Origin of the sequence: Mesorhizobium sp. M1396 (assembly GCF_040317725.1) — a bacterium.
In the GTDB taxonomy this organism is placed as follows: domain Bacteria; phylum Pseudomonadota; class Alphaproteobacteria; order Rhizobiales; family Rhizobiaceae; genus Mesorhizobium.
In genome coordinates, this window is the sequence record NZ_JAMYLA010000034.1 from 12200 (window position 1) to 25792 (window position 13593).

Here is a 13593-nt window from a genome sequence, read left to right on the forward strand (position 1 = left end):
ACTCCCGATTTGCCGGCATTTGGTCCTGGCATGGGTCGTTGTGAGATGCCGCGGCGCCGGGCTGAGAATCGTTCGCTCATTCTCACATGATCACAACAGTCGGACCGAGCTGCTGCTTGGGAATGATTTCGCTGGTGTCTTGCATTATGCAGCAAAATTCCACCACTTTGGCAGCCTTCGGCGCCAGCTTACGCTGTTCGGTCATATGAGCCAAGTGTTCCAAGGTTTCCATGGTGAAGATGTCGGGCTCATCAAGTGCCGAGATAGCCGGCGCTGAGTTGCGGGCAATGTCGCCTTTGGACGAGACGTAAATCCCATCTTCCTCAAGCAATGGCGAGCAATCCCACCAGGCGCCCTCGGCGCGGAAGTCGGCTATCACGTTGGCCTTGAACTGCCCCAGTTCAGCCAATGACCTTTCTACCTGTTTCGCACCGAGCGCCACCAAAGCGTTGTGAGCCCAATCCTCAGCTACGGCGTGTACGGTCGCATGCCTCGTGACTGCGAGCTCGACAGCAGCGGGACCTGCTCCCTCATTTGCGCCGAGTACGAGAATTGTCTCTCCGGAATAGAGACGCGCCCAGGTGAGTACGCGTTCGCCTAGGCTGTAATGCGACGATAGAAGTGGCAGGATGTTGATCGGCAGTTCGGCCGGTACCGCGCATGCATCGAGCGCAGAGGCGACCAGATAGTCCGCGGCCCCACCGTCGCGGTCGATTCCCAAGAGACCGGCACCTACGCGGCGACCGAGACCGGGATCGATGATCACTATGTCGCCAAGGCGCCAGGCGGGCACATCTTCGCCCACCGCGACAATCCTACCAGCTACGCCGCTGCCGACGATGCGCCTCTTGTCACCCCCGGTGAAATCGCCGCTTAGCTCTTGCCGGCTTAGGGAGAATGCCATCACCTTGACGAGCACCTCGCCAGCATGCGGTCGCGGAACGGGACAGTCTTCGCGCACCTCCAGGGCGTCCGTCGTTCTTACAAGTGCCCTCATCGTGATCTCCCGGATCTCAATAGTTCGTGACCTGACGCAAAGGAACAGGCTGGCAGACCTAGAATAGGGCAGCACCCCTCCTTGTAGGGCCTTTTCGACTTTTCTGCGCGGGTTTGGAGCCGAAGTTTGGTTCGTTAATCGACAATGGTCAGGCTGTTGGGTGGAGCGCAATATCTGCAGGCGGAGATGATGGCGGGTCGGACTGTGGATTGCGCGAGCCGGCTTGGTTGGCAAGCTCGCTCGTCACGAAGTTGAATGGAGGCTGCGACGATGAATGCTCATGACAGGTCCGGTTTGGAAGCTGATCCGCTCTCGCCCCACGACATCGAGAGGCTCGACCGCAGCACCAACCTTGCCGAGGGCCTGCCGGGGCGGGCCTACTATGATCCGTCCTTCTACGAGGCCGAGCGCAAGCATATTTTCGCCGCCGGTTGGGTGGGCGTCGGATTCGCCAGCGACATCCCCAATCCTGGCGACGTCGTTCCCGTCAGCGTTGCCGGATACGAACTAATCCTAGTGCGGCTGAAGGACGGCAACATCAAATGCTATCATAACATCTGCCGTCACCGCGGCATGAAGCTCGTCAAGGACAAGGGTAACGTCAAGACGATCCGCTGTTCCTATCATTGCTGGACCTACGGGCTGGAAGGCAATCTTCTGGCCACGCCCGCCATCGCTGGCGTCAACCAGAACAACGCCGAGAACTTCGACCTCGCCGAGCTGTCCCTGATCGAGGTGCGCAGCGGCCAGTATTTCGACATCATCTTCGCCAACATCGACGGCAAGGCTGTCGAACTCGAGACGTTCCTGAAGCCTGTTCGCGACCGCGTCGAAGGCACCTTCGACTTCTCCCTCCTCAAGCCAGCGGATTCGGCGACGGGCCGCGGCAGCCGGGACTTCGCGGTCAACTGGAAGATCGTTCTGGAGGGAGGGATCGAAGACTACCACCTGCCGTTCGTCCACAAGGCCTTCGACCACAGCAAGGACTACACTTCCGAAATCGGCGGCGAGGTCTATTCGGGCTTCTCGTCGCGGCGCTCACTTGCCGACGCCCAGAAGCGCTACGCCACCAAGGCCTCGGACGGCAATGCGCTGCCCTTCTTCCCTGTCATGGAGGAGACCGGGGTCGCGCACGCGGTCATCCTGTTCATCTTCCCGGCCACAATCCTGACCTGCACGCCGAGCTACGTCTCCGCGTCTCTACAACTGCCGCGCGGGCCCACTTTGACCCACTACACCTCCCGCACCTACTTCATCGGCGATGCGGCCATCGCACCGGAATTCAAGAAGCTGCGTGACGAGAACACCATCTATTGGAAGCAGGTTCTCGACGAGGACGACGGACCCTGGACCCAGGTCCAGGCCATGGCGCCCATCCGCGAGGAACTCAACCTGCCAAGCCGCTTCTCTCCGCACTGGGAAGTCGCCCTCCACAACTTCCAGAAAACCATCGCCGCAAAACTGAAAGCTGCTCAGTAATCAATCCCGTCAAAACCGAGTCGTGGAAAAGCACCGGCATGGACAACACATCGAAGCCACGCAACGCCATGCCGATGTTGGGCATTGCCGATTCCACCACGTTCATGGGCGTCGCAGCCTGCACAGATATCGAAGATCTCGACGCACAAGTCGTCGTGATAGGCATTCCATGCGCCACCCCCTATCCGGGCGCTGTTGGCTACGCCCACGCGAACCTCGACGCACCACAAGCAATTCGAGACGGACTGGCGATGTGGGCTGGAGCGAAGGACCGTTACGACTGGGATCTTGCCGCGCTCCCTTTTTGTGGAAGGGAAGGTCTCGTTCGAGACTTTGGCGATTTGCCAACGCGGCCTGACATGCCAGAGGAGAATCGCAATCTTATCCACGAAACCATCTTGAAGATCATCGACAGGGGGGCCGTTCCCGTCGTGATAGGCGGCGACGATTCGGTGCCAGTTCCAATCATCAAGGCTGTTGCGGCAAGAACGCCAGATCTGACCATTCTACAGATCGACGCGCATATCGATTGGCGCGACGAGGTCGATGGAGAACGCTACGGGCTATCCAGCGTGATGCGGCGCGCATCGGAACAGCGGAACGTCGCCACGATGGTCCAAGTAGGCGCCCGCGGCCTGAGTTCGGCTGGCCACAACGAAATCGCCGACGCAGAAGCTTGGGGCGTGAGATTTTTTCCGGCGCATGTCGTTCGTCAAAAAGGCATCCAACAGATTGTTGAAGCAATACCGGCCGAATCCCGGGTCCACATAAACCTCGACTTAGACGGCCTTGATCCTACAATCATGCCTGCTGTGTTTGTTCCGGCGCCTGGGGGGCTGTTATACTGGGAGGTCGTCGAACTCATCAAGGCTGTCGCGGCAAAGGCAACGATCTGTAGCCTTGCAGCCGTGGAGTTTGTTCCGTCGAAAGATCCGCGCGGCACTTCGGCGTTGACCGCTGGCCGGATCATCTCTTTGGCCATCGGGTCCATTCTTAAAAATGTATCGTCTGCGGCGGCCAGATGAACGGCCGCGCCCATCACCCCTTCGATCGGGGACAGATCACAGGGGGCGCTTCTCCAAACCTGACCTTGGCGCTACGCCGTGAGTCGACCCGCTGCGGCCCTTCTGTTGAGGAACTGCTGCGGCAACTCCTTCCCCCGTCCGCTCGTGGCGCTTGTCGCTAAGCGCATCGCGATTCGGACCTCGATGATCTTCAGCCCGCGCTCGCTCGGACATGCCGTCCGCCGTCACGTCTTCAAACATCATCTCGGCGATGGTGTCGGAAACACGGTCCGCCGCGGCAACCAGCGCTTCATCGAGGTGATGAATGTAGCGGCTCGTGACTGACCCTGCGGCATGGCCGAGCATTGCGCCGATCGTAGGCTCGGAGTAGCCGAGATCGCCAGCTATAGAAGCGAACGAATGCCGAAGCGTGTGCGGAGTGACGCCGACAAGGCCAGCGCGCTTCACCATCCTCAGCCATGCCTTTGGCAGGCCCCCGAAAGACTCTGCTTTGCGTGCGCCTGCCATGACGAACGCCGCACCCGTAGACGGTTCACCGAGAGCCTCCAGAACGACTTTTCCAACAGGGCGGACCGAAGCGCGTTGGCAGTAGTTTTCTCGGATGACAGCCTTTTTTGTTGACCGTCATTAATCCCGTCGAGCGCAGGAAGCTCCAACTATACCATCCCACCGTGCTGGTGCTCTGATTTTGCCGGATGGAACGCGCCTTGCTCTGTCGCAGGGGCCATTGGGGTTTCGCCAAAGTCCAATCCTGCCGAGGCCCGCCGAGTATGGTAAGAGGTTAAAAGGGGGCAACTATGGTGACCACAAAACTCACGCCGCGCGTGCCGCGGAGCCATCTATCCGTACGTGTGCCTTGGCACGATGCCGGCTGGGATGGCACGGTCTGCCGCGCACCGAGTCAAAACTCGAGTTGTTTGGCGCTCAATCGCATTGGCGCCGCCAAGAACGATGAAGTTGAGGAACCGTATGCCGGTCAGTTTCTCGATTCAGTTCCACGCGACGAAGCGCCACCATGTTTCTCGGAGCGGGTTAGCTTTCTGTCGGCCAGACCACAGCATCGTCCGTCTCGCGCGCCATGCCTACGCGCGAACTAGCGATGATCATCGGCACATCCGCGACACCCTCTTTCTTCATCCGGCCTTTTCAGCGGCCGCCACCCCCTTCGGCTGGCTTCTGAAGGACCGCGCATGGGGTGAAAAATGGAAGAAGGGATCGATCGACGCCGGTGCTCTGGCCGAACGGTGGGGCATCGACTCCCATCCCGAATTTGAACCCGACGGTCCTGACTGGCTTTACGATCGCCCCTGGATCCAAGGCCATCGTAATCAGCAGGGCCTGCTCGACGCATTCTTCTCAGCCATTGAGCCGAAAGAGAGTCTCGTCTTCTTCTACGCCAAGCGAACACCCCTGCTCGACGACGATCAATGGATCATCGTGGGAGCCGCCAAGGTGACGTCGATCGGCGACTTGCGCGAGTGGGACTATGAACCCGGCGCCACCAGCCCAATTCGCTCGTATCTGTGGGAGCGAAGCGTCTGCCATACGTTGCGTCCGGACGGGTCGGGCGGAGTTCTCCTTCCCTTGCACGAGTTGCTTAGGCAAGCCGAGGCCGATCCAGCTCTCGACATAAGCGACTGCATCGCCTTCGTGCCGCCTGAATATCGGTCGGAATTCTCCTACGCGAGCGAGCTGGTCTCGCAGGGCACCGCGATCTCTGCACTACTGGCAATGAAAGAGGCGCTCGCGACCTTCGGCCGTCGCTTCGGCGGCGCTTGGGGATCGCAACTGAAATGGATAGACGAACGACTCGGCGAACTATGGGAGCTTCGCGGACCGTATCCGGGACTAGGATCGCTTCTCACGGCGCTCGGCGTGCCGCACGGCCATCAACTCGCTCAGCACGCTTGGTCGCTCGCCGGCAAAAACGGCAACACCTGGACCGCGCTCGGCAAACTTGTTGCGGCTCCGGCCACGGCACCGCGTGATCTGGCACCACAGCTTGCCGCGCTCAAGGACATTTGGACCTACCTGCATTCAAATGGGGGCACCAAACGGCGGACGCTGGCCATGCTGCTGGCCCGGGTCAATCTCTCATCAGAGCAGGCGGCACGCTGGTGGGATCCAGCCGCGCGTGGCGCTGCCGAATTGAGCTATGTCGGCAAACCGATTGCGGACGATGCGATCGTCGCCAATCCCTATCTCCTCTTCGAATGCGATCGAGGACAGGTCGATCCGATAGCCTTCCGCACTGTCGACCAGGCGGTTTTTCCTCAAGCCGCCGTGCTCGACGCCCATCCGGTGCCGGCTCCGTCAGCCATGACGGGCCCGGTCGATGGTCGGCGTCTGCGCGCAGCGACCCTCTCGGTGCTCGAAGAGGCCGCCAACGAAGGGCATACGCTCCTGGGACGCGACATGGTCCTCGCCGCAGTCAAAGGCCTCGCCGTCGAGCCTTCACTTCCAGCGACCACCGATCATTTCGAGATTCACAGCGAGGCGCTCAAGCCGCAGATTGAGCATTGCACACTTGATGACGGCGCGCCCGCATTCCAGCTTGACCGCCTCGCGGCGGCGCGGATGCTCATCGAGCGGACGGTCATCAAACGCGTTAGACAAGGCAGGCGCCTCGACGTTCCGGTCGATTGGCGCGCCGAGCTGGATAGCAATCTGCCGGGTTCCGCGCCTAAAGGGTCACTCGAGGACCAGGGTCGCAAGGAGAAGGCAGCGGCGCTTCGCGAACTTGCAGCGTCCCGGCTGTCGGTCCTGATCGGCGCCGCCGGCACCGGCAAGACAACTCTGCTAAGGTTTCTCTGCCAAGCGGATCCGATCAAGAACGCGGGCGTGCTGCTGCTCGCGCCGACGGGCAAAGCGCGAGTCAGGCTGCAGACGCAAACCGGGATTTCGGCGAAGACTCTGGCCCAATTTCTGCGGCCTCGGAGATATCGCGAAGCGACGCAAAGCTACCACGTGATTGGCGATCTGGAGCGTTCTTCAGGGCATAAGACGGTGATCGTCGACGAGGCGTCGATGTTGACCGAAGAGCAGTTGGCCGCACTCATTGACGCATTGAGTTCTGTCGATCGCATTATATTGGTCGGCGACCCCAGCCAGTTGCCCCCAATCGGTGCGGGTCGGCCATTCGTTGATATCGTCTCGTTGCTCGCGCCGGAAATCGTCGCGCCAGGAGCGCCAAAGGTTGCGCCAGGCTACGCGGAACTGACCGTTGGTAGCCGGCAACGCGGCGCCGACCGTAGGGACTTAGAGCTTGCTGACTTGTTCAGCGGGCGAGCCTCGGGACCCGCGAGCGACGAGATCATTTCGCACCTCTACACCGGCTATAACGGAGGCCATCTGCGTCTCTGCCTGTGGTCGTCCCCCTCTGATCTTGCTTCACTGCTTCCCAAGATCGTGGCGGAGGAGCTCGGCATCGACCCGGCCGATCGCGAGGCGTCTTTCTCCGAGCTTGCGCTCGGAGGCACGCGCAGTGGTGACCATGTCTATTTCAACTTCTGGTCTTCAGGGCCGGCCGCCGACAAATGGCAGATCTTATCGCCGTTGCGAGGTGACGCCGCCGGCACGCTGCTGACCAATCGGCTCGTCCAGAAATATTTTCGCGGCGAGACCCGCAAGGCCGCCGAACTGGCTGATCGTCGCTACGCCAAGGTTTCCCCGCCTATGGGCAAAGACGGCATCATATACGACGACAAGGTGATCAACCTTGGCAACCACCGGAGGACCTGGGTCTATCCGGATGCGGACGCGGACGGCAACGCTTCGCTTTGCTACGTCGCGAACGGGGAGATCGGCATCGCGACTGGACCCTTTAGAAAAAAAGGCAAAAAAACGAACCTCAACAACGTCCGCGTCACTTTCTCCTCGCAACCCGGTTTTGAATATACCTATTGGCCCAGCGATCTCGGTGAAGACGGCAGCCTGCTCGAATTAGCTTACGCACTGACCGTCCATAAGGCCCAGGGCAGCGAGTTCGACACGGTGTTCGTGGTTCTGCCCAATCCCTGCAGAATCCTGTCCCGCGAGCTTCTCTACACGGCGCTGACCCGTCAAAGCCGACGACTCGTGATCCTGTGTCAGGGCGACCCGCATCGGCTGGTTGATTTCCGACACCTGTCCGACGCGGCCCGCCGCCTTACCAATCTATTCGGACCACCTCGACCGATCGTAGTTGGAACGCGGATTTTTGATGGCAAACACATTCACCGCTCACGCCGCGGCGAACTGATGATCTCCAAATCGGAAGTGATAATCGCCAACGAGTTGCAAAGCGCCGGTCTTGATTACGCCTATGAACGTCCACTCATCGTCTCTGACGGCAGCCGTCGATATCCTGACTTCACGGTCGAGGACGCGGTAACCGGCAGCATCTGGTATTGGGAGCATCTCGGCATGAAGGGAGATGCCGAATATGATCGGAAGTGGGCGCTCAAGCTCCAGTGGTATCGGGACAATGGGATCCTGCCAGAAGAGGCGGGCGGTGGCCCCAACGGCATCCTGGTAACTACCGAAGAGCTCGACGGTATCCAGACTGACCAGATCATGGCGCTGATCGCGAAGATCAAGGATGGTGTCTAGGGTTGGCCTCCTTACTCGCGTATAGTCTGCGGGGGCGAGCCTCGGATGGTCGCGGCAGCGTTCGCGGGTCGGCGGCTAGAATGTCATAGGACTCCAGCGGAGACATAGTTGTCAGTTTCATTCACGCTGGGGCGCCAATTGGCCAGAGAAGATTCGAACTAGCCCTCGCAAAGGCTATCGAATTTTCGAATGAAGGCTTCTTGAAGGGACCTGTTGGTCGTGAGCTGCCGTCCGTACGATTTGACGAAATCATTGAAGGCAGGTTGCAGACGATTCCGATAAATGGCCGGAACGCTTGTATCGATAGCCTGTTTAGCTGACGGGTCTACCTGTATACGCCATCGCCCTTTTGTCCGCGCTTCATGTAACAGCCCACACCGGACACAGGCATAAAACTCCCTAGCGGTTCCCGCGCGCGCAAACATAGTTTTGAAGGGCTCATTTGCTTCAAGGAAGCCAACAAACATATTGCCACTATCCGAATATTCATCAGCTCCCAACGGGGGGTCGCCTTTTCGCCGATAGCGGTAAGACTTGCCCACGAGCGTAGAGGCCAGAAATTCAATCAGTGAACAGTGAAGGGTGACGATAGCAAATCCTTCACCCGCCTTTTCCGGCATATTTTCCAATGCCCCAACCGGCTCAAAATACCTGCTGTTCAGACGCGCCAAGAAGAAGTCGCCAAAAGCATCTGTCCAGAGCTGCGGGTTCTTCGATCTTGAGAGCCGGCGTCTGGCCGCGGACCAATCGCCTACCGTCTTGTCGCCGGCGATGCGGGTATCCCTGTGAAGCCTCACAACGTTGCTCCCAACAGCGCCAGAGCCTCTATCCGCGATGGACGATCCTGGACCGGGTCGCCTGCCGTCTGAGTGTTCTCGACTGCAGCGACATACTCCTCCGGCAAAGCGTGTTCGCGCGCTCCGGCCACCACGAGGCGCAGATACCAGTCGTAAGGCTTCAAATCGGGATCGAGAAAGCCATCACTGGCAATGTAGGTGAAGGCCTCAAGCTTTCCCGTTTCATCGCCAGTTCGCACGCGAAACCGTTCCACGCGATCATATCCCTTGCCGGCGCCCTCGAAACGGTCAAGCTGCGATAGCTCGCGTTCATCAAGCTCAAACATCACGCCCACAATCCGCTGCCCAACACGAGTATCCGGGACAAGTGTGGCCTTCCCGGATCCGTCTTGGCCGCGCTTGAAGAATGCGAGCGAATAGTTGCCTGCCGTCGCAACCCCTTTGACCTTTGCCGAAGGGCAACGCGCCTGAAGACGGGCTGTGAGCATATTTGAGCCATAAGCGAAGTACAGCAGCGTAGCCATTTTGAGGAAACTACCACGGAAGCCGGCGGAGACGTATGGACTGCCCGTTGCGCCAACGGACAGACCTTCAAACTACGAATCTGGGGGTCAGGAGTTCGAATCTCTTCGGGAGCGCCATTCCAAGTCGTTGAAATCGTTAACATTTTTGGCGATCAACCGGCAGCGGCACCGGCTTAATTTTTTTCAGCCGGTTTTGAAAGAACGGACATTCCTTCGAGTTATGTCGCAGCTTGGCGTAGGCGCGACCGGGAAAGGAAGTGAAGCCTGACCCCGTGTCCCCCAAGAGCGGCCACGTTCGAAACCCATGCGGCACCAACTGACCGCCGAGTCGTAACCGATAGAGCGCTGCCCTACCCTGGCCTCGTCGAAATGCTCGTCGGTGCACGACAAGCCTTTGCGCCGGTCGAAAGGAATCGCGTGAAGTGCTTGGTCACAAGCGGATGGTCAGAAGAACGTGACCGGAAATGGGACCAGGACCCACGCGATGGGCGGATGTGGTCGTCATTATGACCGGGACCGCGAAAGTCGAAGAAGCGGGACAGCCAGCGTTCCAGCGGATTTGTAGCTCTCGCTGTGACTTTGCCAACGCTGGGAACTGACCTGCGCGGCAGACCCATCTCCCCGACAACAGATCATGACTTCGAGCCTATGTCGGTATCGGTGGTTGCGTGAACCTGCACCGTGGCGGATACATGCTCACGAACTGAAGCGGTTGGTGGAATGATTAGCGGAGTGAGTGAGGCCTTGGCTTCGTCGCGATTTCTATGAGGTCTGGAAGCTCACCTATGGATTGGATCTATCCACAGCACCTCTTCGGGTGCTTCCACAGGTTTGATGTCCAGATTGACGACCACCGGCTCTTGGCCTGACCTGACAAGAACGCATTCCAGCGTCTCGTCGCGGCTGGCATTGATCTCCTGATGCGGCACGTAAGGCGGCACATAGATGAAGTCGCCGGGGCCGGCCTCCGCCACATACTCCAGGCTCTCGCCCCAGCGCATGCGCGCCTTGCCCTTGACGACATAGATGATGCTTTCCAGATCGCCATGGTGATGAGCGCCGGTCTTGGCGTTGGCGTGGATGGTCACCGTGCCGGCCCATATCTTTTCGGCGCCCGCCCGAGCCTTGCTGATCGCCGCCGCGCGGTTCATGCCGGGCGTCTGCGCCGTGTTGGGGTCGAGCGAATTGCCGGGAATGACCTTTACCCCGTTCTCGCGCCAGTCGACTGGCGCGTGGTCGTGGTCATGCTCATCGTGGCCGTCGTGCCTGTGGTCGTGTGTCAAGATCTTGCTTCCTGTTGTCGGCTGTTCACGCCGCGACGCGGGCGGTGATGGTCTTCAGGGCAGCGATGATATCGACCGGTTCGGTGCGCACAAGCCAGTCCGGGCTGACATCGGCAAATCGCACCGTCCTCGATTGATCGATGATCACCGCCGTCGGCATGGGAAGTTCCCAGGTTCCCGTTCCGGTCACCTCGCCGATCGGGTTGCCGCTTTCGAGCGAAACGCGGCGGGAAGGTTCGTCGAAGGAATAGAGGATGCCGAACCGGCGGCCCAGCGCATTGTCCGCGTCCGTGGCGATCAGGAAATCCAGCCTGTGACGGTCCTTGATGTCGTGCAATTTTTCGCCAACTTGCGGACTGATCCCCACCAGGGTCGCCCCCAGCCTGCTCAGCTCCGGCGCAAGATGCTGATTGTAGTAAGGCAACGCGACATTGCAGACCGGGCATCCCGCGAAGCGGAAGAAGATCAGCACCAGAGGCCCGTTCTCGAGAAGACCCTCCAGCGTAAGTGACTGGCCGTCCACCTCGGTCAACGCGAAGGGCTGAACGGTATCTCCTGCTTTGACGAAGGCCGAGCGGTCGGCTGTATCGACGAGCAGGCGGCGCTGGTCGACATTGATCTTCAACCTGTCGGCCGGCATCGTCAGCGCCCGCTTGGCCTGGAATTCGGCAAGGGTTCCGTTGAGCGATTGCACCTTGGACATTGGTCTTCTCCGTGGTGAAGATTGGACGCCGAAGCGGCGCGGATGATCCGGCCGTCGAGTTTCGTTCAGGATAGGTGGCCGAGGCCGCCGCGCGAGAGAAGAAATTGCGCGAAGGGTTTCGCCGCGCAACGAATTGTCTATTTCGGGCGGCCAAGCCGAGGCCAGTTTTCCATCGAACGATCGGGCACGAACTGGCATCTACCAAGCAGCAGTCGGTCACAAGATGCGCGCGTCCGGCTGGGCTCGGCCGCAGGCATGATTTTCTAACAGACAGCAAACATTCGAAACGACAGCGACTCCTTCTCTCTAAAATCTATAAATATTGTAGACATTAAGACGCCTCGGCAGCCATTCGCTCGCGCAGTCCGGTGTTCGTTCGAAAAACTTGGAACTTTCAACGACAAAGGGGGCCTGCATGTCTCACGCAAAACTGGTCGGCCTGATCGGCAGTTTCAACCGTCCCTCCAAATCCTACGCTCTGGTAGAGGCGGTCGCAGGGCTTGCATGCGCCCGATACGGTCTTCGCTCTAGACTCTACGACCTGGCCGATATCGGTCCTTCGCTGGGCAACGCCCGGCGCTATGATGATCTCGACGCGGGCGCGCGGAAAGCCATGCAACACATCATCTCGGCCGATGTGCTCGTCGTCGGGTCGCCGACCTACAAGGGCAGCTATACCGGGCTCTTCAAGCATTTTCTCGATCTGATCGATCCGCTCGCCCTGCAAGGCAAACCGGTAATCCTGACCGCCACGGGCGGCGGCGACCGCCACGCGCTGATCGTCGAGCATCAGCTTCGCCCGCTTTTCGGTTTCTTCATGGCGCATACGCTGCCCAGCGCCATCTATGCGGCAGACAGGGATTTCGACGACTACCGCCTCGTCTCGCAGCCCGTTCGCCATCGTGTCGAACAGGCTGTAGCCGAGCTTGGTCCGTTCTTTCCGCAAGCATTGCATCACGCCGTGGCTGCCGAGTGATGCCGTCGTCTATTGCGGCAGAAGGGATGCGTAGATGACGGTTACCCCGCTTCGTCCAAGGGCTGCAACGACCGCTCGCAAATCCGTCGAGGCGGCGGCTGAATTGGCGCGAACATTTGCCGAGACCGCCGGCGACTTGGATGAGAGTGCCGCATTTCCGCACGAGAACATTTTTCGGTTGCATGATGCTGGTCTTATCGCCCTGACGGCGCCGGTCGAACTCGGCGGCGGCGGGGCGGGTCTCGCCGAAGCATCTGAGGTAATCCGCGAAATCGCCCGCGGCGAACCGTGCACCGCGCTTATCCTGATCATGCAGTACATAAACCTTGCCACGCTGCCAGGCGGGCGCTGGCCCGAACACCTCATGCGCAAGGTGGTCGGCGATGCCGTCGAGAACGGCGCCTTGATCAACGCGTTTCGCGTCGAGCCAGAACTCGGCACGCCGATACGAGGAGGGCTCCCGGCGACAACGGCGCGGCGCACGGCCGATGGCTGGTCGATCAGTGGCCGAAAGATCTATTCGACGGGCGTGGAAGGCCTGAGCTGGGCGATCGTATGGGCGAGAACCGACGAAGATGAACCGCGTGTCGGCGGCTTTCTGGTTCCCGCCAATGCGCCTGGACTGCGCATCGAAAAAACCTGGAATCCACTCGGCATGCGCGCCACCGGAAGCCACGACGCCGTGCTGGAAGATGTGCGTATCCCCCTCGACCATGCCGCCGACATTCGTCTTCCGTCTGAGTGGGATACGCGCGGCGAGGGACAGGCCGCATGGTTCGGCACGCTGCCGGGCGCGCTCTATACCGGCGTCGCGCAGGCAGCGCGCGATTGGCTGGTGCGCTTTCTGAAGGAGCGCGTGCCGACCAATCTCGGCCAGCCGCTGGCGACGATCCCACGCATCCAGCAGGCGGTTGGGGAAATCGAGGAATTGATCGCCGTCAACCTCCGGCTGATCGCATCAGCGGCGCGCGATGTCGACGAAGGGCGTCCTTTCACCCTGTCGGCAGCCGGCCTGATCAAGGTGGTCACGACGGAAAACGCCATTGTCGCCGTCGAAAAGGCGCTGAAGCTTACCGGCAATCACGGCATCTCACGCCACAACCCGCTCGAGCGCCATCACCGCGATGTGCTTTGCGGTCGCATTCACAGCCCGCAGGAAGACACGGTTCGGCTCGGCGCCGGCCGCCTTGCGCTCGGTATCTGACCAGCAAACGACGGA

Annotated in this window: 11 protein-coding genes; 5 read left to right on the forward strand and 6 right to left on the reverse strand. The window is 60.1% G+C overall.

Annotated features, from left to right (window positions below; all coding sequences use genetic code 11):
- Positions 1–82: 82 nt before the first annotated feature.
- Positions 83–997, reverse strand: coding sequence for an alcohol dehydrogenase catalytic domain-containing protein (locus tag NKH02_RS21595; protein WP_352881269.1), 915 nt, complete (start codon positions 995–997; stop codon positions 83–85).
- Between the two features lie 270 nt (positions 998–1267).
- On the opposite strand from NKH02_RS21595, the gene NKH02_RS21600 reads away from it, so the two are divergent.
- A complete protein-coding gene (locus tag NKH02_RS21600) occupies positions 1268–2476 on the forward strand; it encodes an aromatic ring-hydroxylating oxygenase subunit alpha (protein ID WP_352881271.1) in 1209 nt (402 codons plus the stop codon).
- 38 nt (positions 2477–2514) lie between these two features.
- Entirely contained in the window at positions 2515–3501 is a 987-nt protein-coding gene (locus NKH02_RS21605; protein ID WP_352881273.1) for an arginase family protein, read from the forward strand.
- A gap of 36 nt (positions 3502–3537) precedes the next feature.
- Here the strand turns inward: NKH02_RS21605 and NKH02_RS21610 are convergent, their stop codons facing one another.
- Complete coding sequence (locus NKH02_RS21610) at positions 3538–4008, reverse strand: tyrosine-type recombinase/integrase (RefSeq protein WP_352881274.1); 471 nt, start codon at positions 4006–4008, stop codon at positions 3538–3540.
- A 462-nt stretch (positions 4009–4470) separates the two neighbouring features.
- On the opposite strand from NKH02_RS21610, the gene NKH02_RS21615 reads away from it, so the two are divergent.
- Entirely contained in the window at positions 4471–8091 is a 3621-nt protein-coding gene (locus NKH02_RS21615; protein ID WP_352881276.1) for an AAA family ATPase, read from the forward strand.
- A gap of 158 nt (positions 8092–8249) precedes the next feature.
- On the opposite strand, the gene NKH02_RS21620 is transcribed toward NKH02_RS21615, so the two are convergent.
- The 4 genes from NKH02_RS21620 to NKH02_RS21635 form a co-directional block, all read right to left on the reverse strand.
- Positions 8250–8888, reverse strand: a complete 639-nt coding sequence (locus tag NKH02_RS21620) for a hypothetical protein (protein WP_352881278.1) — start codon at positions 8886–8888, stop codon at positions 8250–8252.
- A complete protein-coding gene (locus NKH02_RS21625) occupies positions 8885–9412 on the reverse strand; it encodes a gamma-glutamylcyclotransferase family protein (protein ID WP_352881280.1) in 528 nt (175 codons plus the stop codon). The genes NKH02_RS21620 and NKH02_RS21625 overlap by 4 nt, the downstream gene beginning before the upstream one ends.
- A 779-nt stretch (positions 9413–10191) precedes the next feature.
- Positions 10192–10695: a cupin domain-containing protein gene (locus tag NKH02_RS21630; protein ID WP_352881282.1), complete on the reverse strand. Its 504-nt coding sequence runs from the start codon at positions 10693–10695 to the stop codon at positions 10192–10194.
- A 25-nt stretch (positions 10696–10720) separates the two neighbouring features.
- Positions 10721–11398, reverse strand: a complete 678-nt coding sequence (locus NKH02_RS21635; protein ID WP_352881284.1) for a peroxiredoxin-like family protein — start codon at positions 11396–11398, stop codon at positions 10721–10723.
- A 415-nt stretch (positions 11399–11813) separates the two neighbouring features.
- On the opposite strand from NKH02_RS21635, the gene msuE reads away from it, so the two are divergent.
- On the forward strand, positions 11814–12374 hold the full coding sequence (msuE, locus tag NKH02_RS21640) for an FMN reductase (RefSeq protein WP_352881286.1): 561 nt from the start codon (positions 11814–11816) through the stop codon (positions 12372–12374).
- A 34-nt stretch (positions 12375–12408) separates the two neighbouring features.
- Positions 12409–13578, forward strand: a complete 1170-nt coding sequence (locus tag NKH02_RS21645) for an acyl-CoA dehydrogenase family protein (protein ID WP_352881287.1) — start codon at positions 12409–12411, stop codon at positions 13576–13578.
- The last annotated feature ends 15 nt before the right edge of the window (positions 13579–13593 follow it).